12 protein-coding genes and 1 rRNA gene are annotated in these 16,497 nt (G+C 58.1%); 10 read left to right on the top strand and 3 right to left on the bottom strand.

Going from position 1 to position 16,497, the window contains the following annotated elements:
* Nucleotides 1-15 precede the first annotated feature (15 nt).
* Nucleotides 16-1,554: ribosomal RNA gene (locus BLT55_RS05885) — 16S ribosomal RNA — on the bottom strand.
* Between the two features lie 651 nt (nucleotides 1,555-2,205).
* Here BLT55_RS05885 and rhtA point away from each other — a divergent pair.
* Both rhtA and BLT55_RS05875 read left to right on the top strand, forming a co-directional pair.
* Nucleotides 2,206-3,093: a threonine/homoserine exporter RhtA gene (rhtA, locus tag BLT55_RS05880; protein WP_054998599.1), complete on the top strand. Its 888-nt coding sequence runs from the start codon at nucleotides 2,206-2,208 to the stop codon at nucleotides 3,091-3,093.
* 166 nt (nucleotides 3,094-3,259) lie between these two features.
* On the top strand, nucleotides 3,260-3,574 hold the full coding sequence (locus tag BLT55_RS05875) for a hypothetical protein (RefSeq protein WP_007251341.1): 315 nt from the start codon (nucleotides 3,260-3,262) through the stop codon (nucleotides 3,572-3,574).
* 27 nt (nucleotides 3,575-3,601) lie between these two features.
* Here the strand turns inward: BLT55_RS05875 and BLT55_RS05870 are convergent, their stop codons facing one another.
* Nucleotides 3,602-5,410: an aminopeptidase P family protein gene (locus tag BLT55_RS05870; RefSeq protein WP_054998598.1), complete on the bottom strand. Its 1,809-nt coding sequence runs from the start codon at nucleotides 5,408-5,410 to the stop codon at nucleotides 3,602-3,604.
* A 57-nt stretch (nucleotides 5,411-5,467) separates the two neighbouring features.
* Nucleotides 5,468-6,661, bottom strand: coding sequence for a cysteine desulfurase family protein (locus BLT55_RS05865; RefSeq protein ID WP_054998597.1), 1,194 nt, complete (start codon nucleotides 6,659-6,661; stop codon nucleotides 5,468-5,470).
* Nucleotides 6,662-7,372: 711 nt separating this feature from the next.
* Here BLT55_RS05865 and BLT55_RS05860 point away from each other — a divergent pair.
* The 8 genes from BLT55_RS05860 to BLT55_RS05825 all read left to right on the top strand — a co-directional run bounded on the left by BLT55_RS05860 (nucleotide 7,373) and on the right by BLT55_RS05825 (nucleotide 16,496).
* Nucleotides 7,373-8,494, top strand: a complete 1,122-nt coding sequence (locus BLT55_RS05860) for a DegT/DnrJ/EryC1/StrS family aminotransferase (protein ID WP_054998596.1) — start codon at nucleotides 7,373-7,375, stop codon at nucleotides 8,492-8,494.
* A gap of 5 nt (nucleotides 8,495-8,499) precedes the next feature.
* On the top strand, nucleotides 8,500-10,014 hold the full coding sequence (locus BLT55_RS05855) for a lipopolysaccharide biosynthesis protein (RefSeq protein ID WP_054998595.1): 1,515 nt from the start codon (nucleotides 8,500-8,502) through the stop codon (nucleotides 10,012-10,014).
* Between the two features lie 3 nt (nucleotides 10,015-10,017).
* Nucleotides 10,018-10,953, top strand: coding sequence for a glycosyltransferase family 2 protein (locus BLT55_RS05850; RefSeq protein WP_054998594.1), 936 nt, complete (start codon nucleotides 10,018-10,020; stop codon nucleotides 10,951-10,953).
* Nucleotides 10,943-11,395 (top strand): low molecular weight protein-tyrosine-phosphatase, encoded by a 453-nt coding sequence (locus tag BLT55_RS05845; protein WP_054998593.1) that lies wholly within the window; start codon nucleotides 10,943-10,945, stop codon nucleotides 11,393-11,395. The genes BLT55_RS05850 and BLT55_RS05845 overlap by 11 nt, the downstream gene beginning before the upstream one ends.
* Nucleotides 11,396-13,612: a polysaccharide biosynthesis tyrosine autokinase gene (locus BLT55_RS05840; protein ID WP_054998592.1), complete on the top strand. Its 2,217-nt coding sequence runs from the start codon at nucleotides 11,396-11,398 to the stop codon at nucleotides 13,610-13,612.
* A 62-nt stretch (nucleotides 13,613-13,674) separates the two neighbouring features.
* On the top strand, nucleotides 13,675-14,205 hold the full coding sequence (gene rfaH / locus BLT55_RS05835; RefSeq protein WP_054998591.1) for a transcription/translation regulatory transformer protein RfaH: 531 nt from the start codon (nucleotides 13,675-13,677) through the stop codon (nucleotides 14,203-14,205).
* Nucleotides 14,206-14,286: 81 nt separating this feature from the next.
* A complete protein-coding gene (locus BLT55_RS05830; RefSeq protein WP_054998590.1) occupies nucleotides 14,287-15,288 on the top strand; it encodes a glycosyltransferase in 1,002 nt (333 codons plus the stop codon).
* Nucleotides 15,285-16,496 carry a glycosyltransferase family 4 protein gene (locus BLT55_RS05825; protein ID WP_054998589.1) on the top strand — a complete coding sequence of 404 codons (1,212 nt, stop codon included), beginning with the start codon at nucleotides 15,285-15,287 and terminating at the stop codon, nucleotides 16,494-16,496. The genes BLT55_RS05830 and BLT55_RS05825 overlap by 4 nt, the downstream gene beginning before the upstream one ends.
* Nucleotide 16,497 lies beyond the last annotated feature (1 nt).

Here is a 16,497-nt window from a genome sequence, read left to right as displayed (position 1 = left end):
AGCTGAGTCGTCGATTAAGGAGGTGATCCAGCCGCAGGTTCCCCTACGGCTACCTTGTTACGACTTCACCCCAGTCATGAATCACACCGTGGTAACCGTCCCCCCGAAGGTTAGACTAGCTACTTCTGGTGCAACCCACTCCCATGGTGTGACGGGCGGTGTGTACAAGGCCCGGGAACGTATTCACCGCGACATTCTGATTCGCGATTACTAGCGATTCCGACTTCACGCAGTCGAGTTGCAGACTGCGATCCGGACTACGATCGGTTTTGTGAGATTAGCTCCACCTCGCGGCTTGGCAACCCTCTGTACCGACCATTGTAGCACGTGTGTAGCCCAGGCCGTAAGGGCCATGATGACTTGACGTCATCCCCACCTTCCTCCGGTTTGTCACCGGCAGTCTCCTTAGAGTGCCCACCATTACGTGCTGGTAACTAAGGACAAGGGTTGCGCTCGTTACGGGACTTAACCCAACATCTCACGACACGAGCTGACGACAGCCATGCAGCACCTGTCTCAATGTTCCCGAAGGCACCCATCCATCTCTGGAAAGTTCATTGGATGTCAAGGCCTGGTAAGGTTCTTCGCGTTGCTTCGAATTAAACCACATGCTCCACCGCTTGTGCGGGCCCCCGTCAATTCATTTGAGTTTTAACCTTGCGGCCGTACTCCCCAGGCGGTCAACTTAATGCGTTAGCTGCGCCACTAAGAGCTCAAGGCTCCCAACGGCTAGTTGACATCGTTTACAGCGTGGACTACCAGGGTATCTAATCCTGTTTGCTCCCCACGCTTTCGCACCTCAGTGTCAGTATCAGTCCAGGTGGTCGCCTTCGCCACTGGTGTTCCTTCCTATATCTACGCATTTCACCGCTACACAGGAAATTCCACCACCCTCTACCATACTCTAGCTTGCCAGTTTTGGATGCAGTTCCCAGGTTGAGCCCGGGGATTTCACATTCAACTTAACAAACCACCTACGCGCGCTTTACGCCCAGTAATTCCGATTAACGCTTGCACCCTCTGTATTACCGCGGCTGCTGGCACAGAGTTAGCCGGTGCTTATTCTGTCGGTAACGTCAAAACAGATACGTATTAGGTAACTGCCCTTCCTCCCAACTTAAAGTGCTTTACAATCCGAAGACCTTCTTCACACACGCGGCATGGCTGGATCAGGCTTTCGCCCATTGTCCAATATTCCCCACTGCTGCCTCCCGTAGGAGTCTGGACCGTGTCTCAGTTCCAGTGTGACTGATCATCCTCTCAGACCAGTTACGGATCGTCGCCTTGGTGAGCCATTACCTCACCAACTAGCTAATCCGACCTAGGCTCATCTGATAGCGCAAGGCCCAAAGGTCCCCTGCTTTCTCCCGTAGGACGTATGCGGTATTAGCGTCCGTTTCCGAGCGTTATCCCCCACTACCAGGCAGATTCCTAGGCATTACTCACCCGTCCGCCGCTCGCCACCAGGTACAAGTACCCGTGCTGCCGCTCGACTTGCATGTGTTAGGCCTGCCGCCAGCGTTCAATCTGAGCCATGATCAAACTCTTCAGTTCAAACATCTAACTGGGTTTTGAGAAAACCCTAAACTTGGCTCAGCAATCGTTGGTTACATCTTTGATTTCTCGCGGAGTAACTTGGGTTGCTGATAATCTGTTGACTTCAGTCTGACACCACAAGCACCCACACGAATTGCTTGATTCAGTTGTTAAAGAGCGGGTGGTTAAGAGCTTTTGTCTCAACCGAGGCACGCATTCTACAGCGTCTCTTTTATCTGTCAAGCGGTTATTTTCAGAAGCTTTCAAAGTTTCCTTTGCAACTTCAACCACTTGCGCTTCGATCAACCCCAGGTTGCTCGTCAGCGGGAGGCGAATTCTACAGCTTTACAACCGCGTGTCAAACTCTTTTTTCTCACCGCTGTCGATCACTCCAGACTCGACCTCCTTCCTCGCTGACCTGCCACTCCAAACTATTGTAAACCATTGATCTACAAGACTTTTTCGTTTCCGTCTGCGCCGGAAGTGGGCGAATTATAGACACATCACAGAAGGCGTCAACCGTTAATTTCAAAAACCCTGAAATCGGCTGATCTGTGATTACCTATATAGAAGAACACCGATGACTGCGCAGTATATTGCTCAAGCCGAATATATTCCGCATCATGCATGATCATCATGCTTACAGATCACCCGGGACAAATAACCGAAATGCCTGACAAACCCCTCAACATTGCTTCCGCGCTCTTCCCCTTGGGACTGCTGATTATCGCCATGGCATCCATCCAGAGCGGTGCATCGCTGGCCAAGACACTTTTCCCTGTGGTGGGCGCGCAAGGCACCACCACATTGCGGCTGGTATTCGCCAGCCTGATTCTGCTGATCGTACTGCGCCCATGGCGCGCACGCCTGACCGCAAAGTCGTTGCGCACTGTCGTGATATACGGCATCGCCCTCGGCAGCATGAACCTCCTTTTCTATATGTCACTGCAGACCGTCCCGCTGGGCATTGCCGTGGCGCTTGAATTCACCGGCCCGCTGACGGTTGCCCTGCTGTCCTCGCGCAAGCCCGTTGACTTCCTGTGGGTTACGCTCGCAGTCATCGGCCTGCTGTTATTGATCCCGCTGGGGCACTCCAGCGCATCAATCGACCTGCTCGGTGCCAGCTACGCATTGGGCGCTGGTGTGTGCTGGGCCATCTATATTATGTTCGGACACAAAGCGGGGGCAGACAACGGCGTGCAGACCGCGGCGCTCGGGGTCATCATTGCGGCGATTTTCATCGGACCTGTCGGCATGGTCCACGCGGGTTCAGCGTTGCTGGACATTACACTGATTCCCGCCGCGCTGGGCGTGGCCATCCTGTCGACCGCCCTCCCCTACAGTCTGGAGATGGTCGCGCTGACCCGCATGCCGGCGCGCACGTTCGGCACACTTGCAAGCCTGGAGCCGGTCTTCGCAGCGTTGTCGGGATTGATCTTTCTGCACGAGAACTTGTCATTGACACAGTGGCTGGCAATTGGCGCGATCATCATCGCCTCCATCGGTGCGACGCTCACCTCGGCACAGGAAAAACCTCAACTGGTTCCGGCCGATTGAATCCAGCCTGACAGGGTGACGCAACATGGCACTAGCATTTGTCACGCGCTTGGGCCATGTTAACCACTTGATTCGTCTGTTTAAGATTTTTGCGTAAAGGTCCCCTCGGCATGCGTTTCACTCACTGTGGTGGCCCGCAGCACCTATTGATCTTCTAAGGACAGGAATGAAATTCATTTTTATCGTATTGGCCATGCTTGTTATGGCTGGCTGTGCGGCGACATCCAAACCGGTCATTCAAGGCAAGCGCGGGATTCATATCAACTGCTCGGGGCTCTCATCGTCGTGGGCGAAATGCTATGACCTGGCGGCCAACGCCTGTACGTCGAAAGCGTTCAAGGTCATCGCCAAATCCGGCGATGTTGCAGAGGAGCCCGAAGATTATCCGTTCGGGCTCAATCCGGCAGGCTACACCAGTCGCAGCATGATCATCGTCTGTAAAAAACGCCCTGCCCTGGTCGATCCATCGCCTCAGGACTAAGTCCCCTGCAGCGATGGAAAAGCTTCTCTAGACCGCCACGGTGCGGGCCTGCAGCCAGAGCAATGCTTCGCCGCGAAGCAACGGGCTCAACCGGGCCCTGACGTGAGCGTGATAGCTGTTCAGCCAGTGACGCTCCTCGTCGTTCAGCATCGAGATCTCGATGCAGCGAGTGTCGATCGGGCACAGGGTCAGGGTCTCGAAACGCAGAAAATCTCCGAACTCGGTACTCCCCGCCTCCTGATTGATCACCAGGTTCTCGATCCGCACGCCCCAACGACCCGGTCGATAGGTCCCGGGCTCGATGGAGGTGATCATTCCCGGCAGCATCGCCGTCTGCGGCGTTGCCGGTGCCTGATAGGCAATCACCTGCGGCCCTTCATGCACATTCAGAAAATAACCGACGCCGTGCCCGGTGCCATGCCCGTAATTGACACCTTCCGTCCACAAGGGAGCGCGTGCAATGGCATCCAGCAGCGGCGAGAGAATGCCTTTCGGAAAATGGGTGCGAGACAAGGCGATGAGCCCCTTGAGCACTCGCGCACAATCCTGCTTCTGTTCAGCGCTGGGCGTTCCGATCGCTACCATGCGGGTAATATCGGTCGTACCGCCGAGATACTGCCCGCCCGAATCGATGAGTAACAATCCGTCACCCTCGATCCGTGCATACTCGGTTTCAGTTGCGCGATAGTGCGGCATCGCGCCGTTGGCATTGAAGCCGGCGATGGTGGCAAAGCTGGGCGATACGTAGCCCGGACGCCGCTCTCGCGCCTGCGTCAGCATTTCATCGATAGTCAGCTCACTGACCGGCTGGCGCCCCAAGGCACTGTCCAGCCAGGCGAAAAATTCACACAATGCCGCACCGTCCTGCGCCATTGCCTCCCGGATATGAGTGGCGTCGGCTTCGGTCTTCTGCGCTTTCAGAAGCGTGCTCGGGTTCAGTCCTTCGACCAGTGTGACCTCACTGTCCAGATAATCGAGCAGACCGCAGGTGACGCGCGCCGGGTCGATCAACAGCCGGGCGTCTTTCGGCACTTTGCGCAGGGTCGCACCGATCTGCGTGTAGTCGGCGATATTCACCCCGTCATGTTCGAGACTGGAGCGTACGGCATCCGGGACTTTCTTCGCATCCACAAACAGCATGACGCCGATCGGTCCGATGACAGCGAAGGATATGAACACAGGATTGTAGGAAACATCCGAACCCCGCAGATTGAACAACCAGGCAATGTCGTCCAGTGTGGCGATAAAGTGCCAGTCGGCATTGCGCTCGGCCATGACCATGCGCACCTGAGCCAGCTTTTCAACGCGGGTCAGGGACGCCTGCGGCGGCAAATGCTCGTACACCGGAAGCGTCGGCAATGCAGGGCGATCCTGCCAGAGTTCTATCAGCAGATCGATGTCGGTACGCAACCGGGCACCCCGCTCATACAGCTTGCTGGCCAGCGTGCGCGAAGAGGCAACTGCCAGAACTGCACCATCGACCGCAACCACGCTCTCGGCCTGCGCCTGATCAGCCAGCCACTCCAGCGGTCCGGGCTTGCCGGGTAACAGCTTGACCAGTTCAATGCCGCTGCCGGCCAGCTCCTTGGTTGCCTGCTCCCAGTAACGGCTGTCAGCCCAGACACCCGCGAAGTCATGAGTGATGATCAGCGTACCGACCGAGCCGTGAAAACCGGACAGCCATTGACGCCCTTGCCAATAGCCGGGCAGGTATTCGGAGAGATGAGGGTCCGCTGAAGGTACCAGCCAGGCATCGATGCGCTCCCGCCTCATCAAGGCGCGGGTTCGCGCCAAACGTTCTGCCACGTCTGAACTGGCATTGGATTGCGTACTCATTGACTCTCCTGCTGAACCGGAAATTGACGGCTGTTATCGGTTCAGATAATGGAGCACTCATCGAGCCTGAGCAACCGCCCAGAACGCTGGCTGAGCAAGACTGTCCCGTATAGCCTCGGCGGCGCGCTCGATATCCTGCTCCCGAGTGAATCGCCCCAGGCTCAGGCGAATGGTCTGACCCGCCGCTTGCAGGCTGTGCCCCAATGCCAAGAGCACGTGTGAGGGCGCATTCTTCGCCGAATTGCAGGCCGACGTAGAGGAAAATGCGAGTCTGGTGCCCAGCGCCTCGATGTCCAGATCACTGTGACCAAACGTAAGGCTGACGATATTGGCAATCCGCTGTGTGGGACTGCCGTTGATACACAGCCCGGGAATGTCCGCGAGGCGTTCGATCAAAAGCTGGTTCAGCCGCGTTGTTTCAAGAATATCCGCATGTAGCGTTTCGGCCGCCAGCGCAAAGGCCGCGCCCATTCCGGCGATCTGGTGGGTGGCCAGAGTGCCTGAGCGCATGCCGCATTCATGCCCGCCACCGTGGATCTGCGCCAGTACGCGTTGTTGCGCACGCGGGCCGACGTACAGGGCACCGATGCCCTTCGGGCCATAGACCTTGTGCGCCGAGAACGACATCAGGTCTACCGCGAGTTGGCTGAGATCGATCGGCAATTTACCAGCACCCTGGGCTGCATCGACATGCAGCAGCGCGCCGTGCTCACGCACCCGCTTGCCGGTCTCGGCGATGTCGTTGACCGTACCCAGCTCGTTATTGACCAGCATCAGCGACACCAGAAACGTGTCGTCACTTAATGCTGCGCTGACAGCATCGGGACTGATCAGCCCGTCGGCGTCCGGGGCCAGCCAGGTGACGTCGGCGCCCTCTTCCTGCAGCTGCCGAACGGTATCGAGTGTCGCCTTGTGCTCGATCTGGCTAGTGATGATATGGCCGGTTACGCGCCCGATGCCTGGAGCCAGGCGTTTTGCACGTTCCTGGGCCACGCCCTTGATGGCCAGATTGCTGGATTCGGTCGCGCCAGAGGTCCAGATGATCTGCGCAGCATCGGCATTGACCAGGCTCGCAACCTGTTGGCGGGCCTGCTCTACCGCCAGCCGGGCCTTTTGTCCGAACGCATGCGAGCTGGAGGCCGGGTTGCCGAAATTGCCCCACATGCCCAGACACTCGACCATCACCTTGATGACTCGCTCGTCCACCGGCGTGGTAGCCGCATAATCAAAGTACAGCGCTGAATCTTTCATGAGATTTCCTCTGAATGGCAACGTCCGGATACCCCGTTCGTCTCAGCAAACAGCGCTCCGTGCGTGCATGACGCGAGTATCGGACGCACCGCCATCACGTCACGGATCATGAAAGAGATAATGCACCACCCGACATAGAACCAAAAATTCTAATTTAGAATTTAAATATAACCAAAAGAAATATAAAGTGAACGCTCACTCATTAATCTCAAGCATCTCCGTTTGGTTCAGGCTGTTAACACAACTCGATCTATGAGGCATCATCACCGTGCCAATCAAATAAGCCCAGCAGTTGATATTTTTTTGACACCCATACAGATCAATCACTTATAACGTGCCCCTTACCTCTTATCAAAAACCTAACAGAAAGCTGACGAAATTATTTGACAGAGTCACGGATGACACCGATATATAGGACTGTCGAACGTGTCCTGGTTGGTACGCACATGCCTCGGAGCATTGCGATGGGCGCAGTCATATCGACGTAGCTGGCAGTTCAACCCAGAGTTCTAGTTGTTTCCACGGTGCGTACAACGCATCGGCGGATGTCTGTTGACTCATAAACCCTTGAATCTACTGAACGCGTTCGGTGTGGCGGTAGCATTGCCCGGAGCAATGCAGCGCCTGATCGCGCGGTTCCACGTAATGATCGTCGACAACGTATGAAGGGTGTATCTGCGCCAACCGACTCAGAGAAACATGGAGGCTTCGATGATTAACGTGACCAAGGCTTATCTGGGCGATATCGATCAGTTCAAACACTACGTCGAGGGCATCTATGCGCGAGGCTGGCTGACCAACCATGGTCCGCTGGCCAAGGAACTGGCGCAGCGCCTCAAGGACTATCTCGGGGTCAGACACATTATTCTGACCAATAACGGTACGCTTGCGTTACAGGTGGCCTATCGCGCGCTGGGACTGAAGGGCAGTGCAGTCACCACGCCGTTCAGCTTTGTCGCCACCAGCAGTTCCCTGCAGTGGGAAGGGATCAGGCCGATCTTCGCCGACATAGACCCTGCCACATGGAACATCTCTGCGCAGCACATCAGAAACAGCATTGCGCACGACACCACTGCCATTGTCGCTACCCATGTGTTCGGCAACCCCTGCGACGTCGACGCCATTGAGCAGATCGCCCGTGAGTACAGACTCAAAGTTATCTACGACGGCGCACACGCCTTCGCTGTGCGCCATGCAGGCCAGTCAGTGCTCAATCGGGGGGATATCAGCACCCTGAGCTTTCATGCGACCAAGCTGTTTCACACCATCGAAGGCGGCGCAATCATTACTAATGATGACGAGCTGGCGCGAAGTGCGCATCTGCTGTGCAACTTCGGTATCGCCGACGTCGACCGGATCGACGGCATCGGTATCAACGCCAAGCTCAATGAGTTCTCCGCAGCCATGGGGCTGTGTGTGCTGGATAACATCGAGAACATTCTTGAAGAGCGTGCGCGAATCGCTGATCGCTATACCTCGTCCCTGGCGAATTATCTGGACCTGCAACAACCGGCGGCCAACAGTGAGCTGAACAATAGCTACTACCCGGTTGCGCTGCGCGATGAGCCGCAATTGTTGCGCGCTCGCACAGCGTTGAACCTGCGCAAGATCAACCCTCGACGGTACTTTTATCCATCACTGGACACCCTTGAATACCTGCAACCGCAGCCTTGCCAAACGGCATCGCGGGCCCTGAGCGAGCGCGTGCTGTGCCTGCCGATCTATCCCGGCCTGCAAGACCGTGATCAGGACCTGATCATTCAGACGCTGATCGAAGAATGCAGCGCCGTGGGTACGCGATACCCTGATTCCCTAATGGCGCGGGTCATCTGACGGTCATGCATGAGAAACGCTCGGTGATGCGCAATACCGCCCTGAACTTCATGGGGCAAGCCTATGTAATGCTGATCGGCATTCTGATCATGCCCTTCTACCTCAGCCATCTCGGCGCCGAGGCGTATGGCCTGATTGGTTTCTTCACGCTGTTGCAGGCCTGGTTGCAACTGCTCGATGCCGGCCTGTCGCCCAGCCTGGTACGCGCGGTGGCGCATCACCAAGGCGCGGCAGTGGGCGAACGCAATCTAGGCAGGTTGCTGCGTTCGTTCGAACTGATATTTCTGCCGATGGCGGTGTTCAGCGGCCTGCTGGTTTATATTATGAGTCCCTGGCTCGCCCATCACTGGCTCAACGCCAACACACTGCAACCCGAAACCGTCATCCACTGCGTAGGCCTGATGGGCGTGATCATTGCCCTGCGCCTCTACTCGACACTGTACAAGAGCGGCATTCAGGGCCTCGAACAGCATGCCTGGCTCAACACCGCCAATGTGCTGATCGCAACGCTGCGTTACTTCGGCGGGCTGCTGTTGGTCATTCAATTCTCGCAGGACCCGCGGGATTTTTTTGAGTTTCAGGTCATGGTCGGCCTGATCGAAACCCTGGTATTTGCCTGTAAAGCGTGGCAACAGATGCCCGCGCCGCGCAGGCTGACCGGTCTGGACTGGCAACTGATAAAGCCGATTCTGCCCTTTGCCGCCAGCCTGTCACTCAGCGCCGTACTGTGGATCGTGCTGACTCAGATCGACAAGGCTCTGCTGTCCGCCCGGCTGCCGCTGGACGAATACGGCTATTTCTCAGTGGTTGCGTTGATCACCACCGGCATCATGATGCTGACCAATCCGCTGATTCAGACGCTGCTGCCGCGCCTGACCATCCTGCTCGCAGAGGGTCGACGTGACGCCATGCACAGGCTGTTTCTGGCGGCCAATCGCTTCGTATGCACCTTGCTGTTTCCACTGGCAGCAGTCATTGCCTTGCATGGCGGGCAACTGATCCTGGCCTGGACCGGGGATGCGACGGCCGCGCGCTGGAGTCAGCCGATTCTGGGCTGGTACGCACTGGGCAGCGCGATCATGGCCGCCAGCGCTTTCCAGTTCTACCTGCAATACGCCTACGGGCAAATGCGTCTGCACCTCTGGTACAGCGTGGTGTCGGCAGTGATCACCGTGCCCGTCATGGTGATCACGATCCACTATCAAGGTGCGTATGGCGCGGCGCTGGCCTGGTTTTCCATCCGCGTGGTGTCGTTTGCCATCTGGCCGATGATCGTGCACCGGCATCTGGCACCGGACATTCATCGGCAATGGCTGACCGACATCGTGCGGATCAGCGCCATGACCGCGGTCGGGCTGACTATCAGCGAGCCGGTATTTCGCCTGATTGCCGATCAGAGCCGCATCAGCCTGTTGCTCGCGCTGGCCGCCAGCGGACTCATCACGCTAACGCTGGTGGCTGCAAGCCATAAGCCGGTGGCGTCGAGAATCTACACCCTTTTCAGCAAAGCGAGCGCATGAGCCATGGACGCCATCGTAAAAAAAATATCAAGCATCGGGCAGCAGAAGCCGCTGCTGAGCATCGTGTGCCCGGCCTACAACCAGGTGGCTTTCATCGCACAGACACTGGATGCTTTTCTGGCCCAGCAGACCCGCTTCAACTACGAAATCCTGATCCACGACGACACGTCCACGGACGGCACCGCCAGCCTCATCGCTCAGTACGCCAAACGACACCCGACGATCATTCGGGCCTTTTATCAGCAGGTCAATCAGTACAGCCAAGGCATCGCCTGCGTACCGGGCCTGTTTGCCGAGGCGCGCGGTCGCTATATCGCTTTCTGCGAAGCCGACGATTACTGGACCGACCCGCGCAAGCTGCAACTGCAGGTGGATTTTCTGGAAAGCCATCCTGACTATGTCATCACCTATCACGATGCCATCGTCTTCGATGAAAACGGTGAGTACGGCCTGCAGCTATCCGGCAGGTTGCGCAGCGACGCCTCCGCTCTGGAAATGCAAAAAGCCCGCCGTATTTCGACCCTGACCAGCTGCTTTCGCAATGTGTTCAGCAGCATGCCGCCCGAACTGCAGATCCGCCTCGCCCCACTCAACGACCTGTGCTGGTGGTCGCTGCTGGGGGCTCACGGCAAGGGCAAATTCATCGCCGAGATCAAGCCGGCCGCCTACCGTCGCCACCCCGGCGGGATATTTTCCATGCGCAGTGACAAATGCAAAGTGCACATGAATCTGCAGACCTGCTCGAGCCTGGCCAATTATTACAACCGTCTGGGCGATCAGGTGCTCTACGAGCATTTTCTGACGCAGACCGCCTGCCTGTCACTGGCGGCCCTTGGCCCGCGACGCAAAGTGCAAACGCTGCTTATTCTGGCGCGTAATTTCATTGTCAATCTGAGCCGACGCATCGTATCGGCAACCGGCAAAACCCATGTTCAGTAACGTGCTGGTGCTGTGCGTAGGCAACGTCTGCCGCAGCCCTATGGCCGCTGCCATGCTACGCCAACATCTGGACGCTTGCGGTGTGCGTATTCAGTCAGCCGGCATTGCCGCACTGTCGGGCGCGCCACTCGACCCGCAGGCTCAGGAAGTCCTGCAGTTACACCGCGTGCGGCACGCGCATCATCAGGCGCGGCAAGTGAACCGTGAGCTGCTGCGCCAGGCGGATCTGATCCTGTTGATGGAGCAGTCGCACATGGGCGAGGTCCTCGAACTGGCCCCGGAAGTGCGCGGTAAAACGTTCCTGATCGGCAAATGGCAACCGACCTCCGAGGTAGCCGATCCTTATCGTCGCCCCAAGTCAGCTTTTGAACGAACCTACGCACACCTTTCGGGCTGCATTGACGACTGGCTACCTCATCTTCAGTCAGGAGTGACCGGATAAATGACCGTCATTAACCATCCTTCCCTGGATTATTACCAAGACTCGCGGATCGATCTGGCCACTGTCCTGCGGCTGCTGTTCGATCACAAAGCCCTGATCCTGTGCACGGTCAGCCTTTTTTTTCTGCTCGGGCTGGCCTACGCGGTGCTCGCCACGCCGGTGTATCAGGCCAACGCAATGATCCAGATAGAGGCGAAGAAAATCGGAATCGAGGGCATCCCGGAGGTCAACAACAAGCCCTTGTCGGTTTCCCAGGCCACTATCGAAATCGAGTTGATCAAATCCAGAACACTGCTGGGTGAAGTGGTCGACACTCTGCAACTCAACGTGTTGCAGACCCCGGAGTTGTTTCCGGTGATCGGTCCCTACCTGTACCGTACCTTTTCGCCCGAACGCACGGGCGAGCTGGCCCAGCCCTGGTTCGGGCTGACGCAATACGCCTGGGGCGGCGAAAAGATCGAGGTCTTTCAGCTGGACGTGCCGGAGTACTTGCTTGGCGAGCCGCTGACGCTGATTGCCGGCAAGCCTGGCCAGTTTTCACTCTACGACGAAGAGCGCAATCTGCTGCTCAGCGGAGCCACCAACCGGGTCGTCGAAGGCAAGGGTATCAAGATCCGGATCGCAGCCCTGCAAGCCCGTCCGGGCACTGAGTTCATCGTCTCCCGCCAGCGTACCCTGAGTTCCGCACTGGCCTATCAGGAACGCCTGAAAATCATGGAAGCCGGGCGCGACTCCGGGATTATCTACCTGTCCATCGAGGATCAGGATGCGCAGAAAGCCAACCGCATCATTGATGAGGTAAGCCGCCTCTACGTTCGCCAAAACGTCGAGCGCAGTTCTGCCGAAGCCGCTCAGCGCCTGCAATTTCTACGTTCACAGCTGCCCATGGTGCGCAAACAACTGGAAGAATCCGAGGTGGCGCTGAACAACTTCCAGACCAGCGCAAAATCAGTGGACCTGAGTATCGAGACCAAAGGCGTACTCGATCAGGTGGTCGGGCTGGATTCGATGCTTTCCGAACTGAAACTCAAGCGCGTCGAGCTGGAGCGGCTGTATACGCGGGAACATCCGACTTACCGCAGCCTGATGAGCCAGATGAACCAGCTGGAAGAACAGAAAAAGGCCCTGCTGAAGAAGATCGAGGCGCTGCCCATGACGCAACAGGAGTTGTTGCGCCTGACCCGCGACATGCAAGTCACCAGTCAGACCTACTCGCTGATGCTCAACAAGAGTCAGGAACAGGACATTCTGCGCGCGGGCAGCATCGGCAACGTGCGGGTCATCGACCACGCCAACGCCAACACCGAAAAACCCGTCAAGCCCATGAAGAAGCTGATCGTGCTGATCGCGACACTGATCGGCGCGCTGATCGCGGTGATGATCATCTTCGTTCGCCAGGCTTTCTATCGCGGCGTGGAAAGCGCCGAGGTCATCGAAGGCCTGGGTATGCCGGTCTACGCCTCGCTGCCCTACTCGCGCCAGCAGGACCGTCTGGAGAAAAACAGCAAAAGCGCTCCCGCCCGACCGGGCATCAGACTGCTCAGCGCTGCAGTACCGGACGACCTGGCCATCGAATCGTTGCGCAGCCTGCGCACCAGCCTGCACTTCGCGATGCTTGAGGCGCGCAATAACATCCTGATGATTTCCAGCCCGACGCCGGGCGCGGGCAAATCATTCGTCTCCAGCAACCTGGCAGTGATCATTGCCCAGACCGGCAAACGGGTGCTGCTCATCGATGCCGACATGCGCAGAGGCTATCTGCATCGCATCTTCGGCCTGCAACCCAAGCACGGGCTGTCCGACACGCTGGCGGCCCGTCGGCGCTGTGCCGATGTCATCACGCCGACACGGATTCGGCTCCTGGACCTCATCTCCTGTGGTTTCGCGGCCCCTAATCCGTCGGAACTGCTGATGCACGATAACTTTCACAAGATGCTTGCCGAGCTCGCTCCTTTATGTGACCTGATTCTGGTCGACACTCCGCCGATTCTTGCGGTGACCGACGCCACACTGGTCGGTCGGCAGGCAGGCACCTGCCTGGTGGTGGCGCGCTTCGGCATGACCACCGTCAAGGAAATAGAAGCCTGCAAGCGGCGTCTGGGCCAGAACGGCATTCTGATCAAGGGCGCGATCTTCAACGCAGTGGTGCGCAAAGCTGCAACCTCCGCTTACGACAGCGCCGCTTATGGCTACGACTATCACAGTGCGCCACGTTAGGCCGATCGTTCTCGTTACCCGCAGTTCGTCACCCGCAGCGCCTCATTTAAAAGGACTTGATCATGACCGCAATCGCAGCCACACGCCTTTCCGACCAGCCTGCTCGCTGGTATCTCATTCAGACCCGGCCGCGGCAGGAAAAGCGTGCGGAGGAACACCTGCAACGTCAACACTTCGAGTGCTACCGGCCGCTCAAGGCAGCAGCTAAACCGTCATCGGTCAACGTGCAGAGCGAGGAAGCACTGTTCCCCGGCTACCTGTTCATCCGTATGGATCAAGTGCATGACAACTGGTATCCGATTCGCTCGACCCGCGGCGTCTCGCGCATCGTGACCTTCGGCGGGCATCCGGTGCCGGTTCGCGATCAGTTGATCGAGCAGATCCGCGACCGCCTCACGATGCCACAACGGCACACGGCGTTCGCTCAAGGCGAACAGGTCATGATCACCGCGGGTAGTTTCTGTGACGTGGAAGCGATCTTCCTGACCGCAGACGGCAACGAGCGCGCGGTGATTCTGCTCAACCTGTTGCAACGTCTGCAAAAAGTGGTGTTGCCCATCAGCAGCCTGTCGCGAATCGAAGCCCGGGCGTAGCACGGCCCCGGCCCCGGCCCTGAGTCTGCGCTCGTTCGAATCCTCCTCCCCGACAGCCCCCACACGAAGCGGAACCTGACCATGCCCCACCTGACAACTCTGGTGACGCTCACTTATGGTGATCGTTTCAACTACCTGCACATGCTGATCAGCCGCTCACTGCACAGTCCGCAGATCGAGCGCGTCATCGTTGTCAGCAATGCGTCGGTCGCGCCGTTGCAGGCACTGAGCGATAAGTGGCCTGATCAGGTGCAGATCATCTGGCTGCCCGTCAACACCGGTTCGGCCAACGGTTATGCGGTCGGCATCCAGGCTGCGCTGGAGGCCGGTGCCGAGTACATCTGGCTGATGGACGATGACAACGCACCGACCTGCCACGCCATCGAGCTGCTGCACAAATGCCTGCATCAACGGGAACAGACGCACGCCCGAGACCAGACCGCCGTGCTTGGCTTTCGCCCCACGCATCAGGCGGACATCGCCGCTGGCGTGCCGAAACGTTTCGCTGTCCAGCGTCGCTCCAGCTTTTTCGGCTTTCACATCGCCCAGTCGCCGTACAAGATCTGGCGACGTCTGCCTTGGGGCAGCCCGCAGGCCGGTTCGCGCCTGCCGGGCATGGTGCAACTGCCATTCGGCACCTACGGCGGGCTGCTGGCTCATCACAGCCTGTACCGCAAAATCGGCCTGCCGCTGGACGCCCTCAAGCTGTATGCCGATGACAACGAATACACCTGGCGGATCACCGCAGGAGGCGGACAGCTTTTCCTGGTGCCCGACGCGCTACTCGATGATCTGGAAAACTCCTGGAACATCAAGGCGCGCACGCGCAATGTTTATGAAAGCTACTTGCTGGGGGGAACGGATCTGCGCGCTTATTACGCCGCGCGCAATCAGGCATGGTTCGACAAGCACGTCTGGACCTCTTCCACGCTGATCTACCGTTTTAATCGCTGGGTGTTCTTCTGCCTGTTGCGCCTGGTTGCGCTGCGTTGCGACGCAGGCCAGCGCCTGAGCCTTATCGAAGACGCGATCCACGACGGCGAAGCCAGCGTGCTGGGTCTGCACAAGTCCTACCCACTATGAAAATCCTGTTTCTCAGCAGCCTTTACGCGCCCGATATCGGCGGTGGCGCAGAAATCATTCTGCAGCGCACCGTCGAGGGCTTGCAGCAACGCGGCTACCGCGTGGCGGTCCTGGCCACCACCGACCAACCCGGACTGCAGATGACGGAAGTCAACCAAGTCAAGGTCTACCGCGCCGGACTGCACAACGTTTACTGGCACTTCATGGCGCAACGGCCGGGGCGCCTTGCGCGGTTCGCCTGGCACTGGCGCGATCGCTACAACGCACGCATGCGCGCCCCTGTCAGGCAGGTGATGGATCTGGAGCGGCCAGATATCGTGGTCTGCCACAACCTGACCGGCTGGTCGGTGTCGGCCTGGGATGAAATCACCGCGGCGCAATGCCCTATCGTGCAGGTTCTGCACGATTTTTATCTGCTCTGCCCGAGCAGCACGTTGTTCAAGAAAGGCCACAGTTGCCAGCGCCAGTGTCTGTTGTGCAAACAATTTCGCAAGGACCATGCGCAACGCTCGGAGCAAGTCGACACGGTGGTGGGTGTCAGCAGCTTCATGCTCGACACGCTGAAGGCGCAAGGCTATTTCGAGAGCGCGCGAAGCTATGTGGTGCACAACGCCAGCCCGTTCGTGCCGCCACTGCCGGAGCAGGCCAACGCCCGTGCCGCCCACGCGCCGCTGCGCTTCGGGTATCTGGGCAGCCTGTCGGAGTCAAAAGGTGTGGGCTGGCTGATCGATCAATTTCAGCACCTGCCCTTCGACGCCACGCTGAAGATTGCCGGGCGCGGGCAGCAGGAAGACGAAAAACGCTTCAAGGCCATGGCCACTTCGCCCGCGATCAGTTTTGTCGGCCATCAGAAGCCCGAGGATTTCTACCGCCAGATCGACGTGGCCGTCGTGCCCTCGATGTGGAATGAACCGTTCGGCATGGTCGCCGTCGAGGCCTGCGCTCATTCGCTTCCGGTCATCGCCAGCCGCATGGGAGGCCTGCCGGAAATCATTCAGGACCCACTCAACGGCCTGTTATGCAACCCGGATGACCCGGACTCACTGGGGCTGGCGATGCTCAAGCTGCATCAGCAACCGCAATTGCTCGCACGCCTCGGCGCTCAGGCGCGCAACAGCGTGGCTTCACTGCTCAACCTCGACCTGATGCTCGATCAATACGAAAGCATCTTCGCCCAGGCACATCACCATCACTTGCAGGATGCTTGAG

Source organism: Pseudomonas cannabina, from assembly GCF_900100365.1.
GTDB classification, from domain to species: Bacteria; Pseudomonadota; Gammaproteobacteria; order Pseudomonadales; family Pseudomonadaceae; genus Aquipseudomonas; species Aquipseudomonas cannabina.
This window is presented reverse-complemented; position numbering and strand designations above follow the sequence as displayed.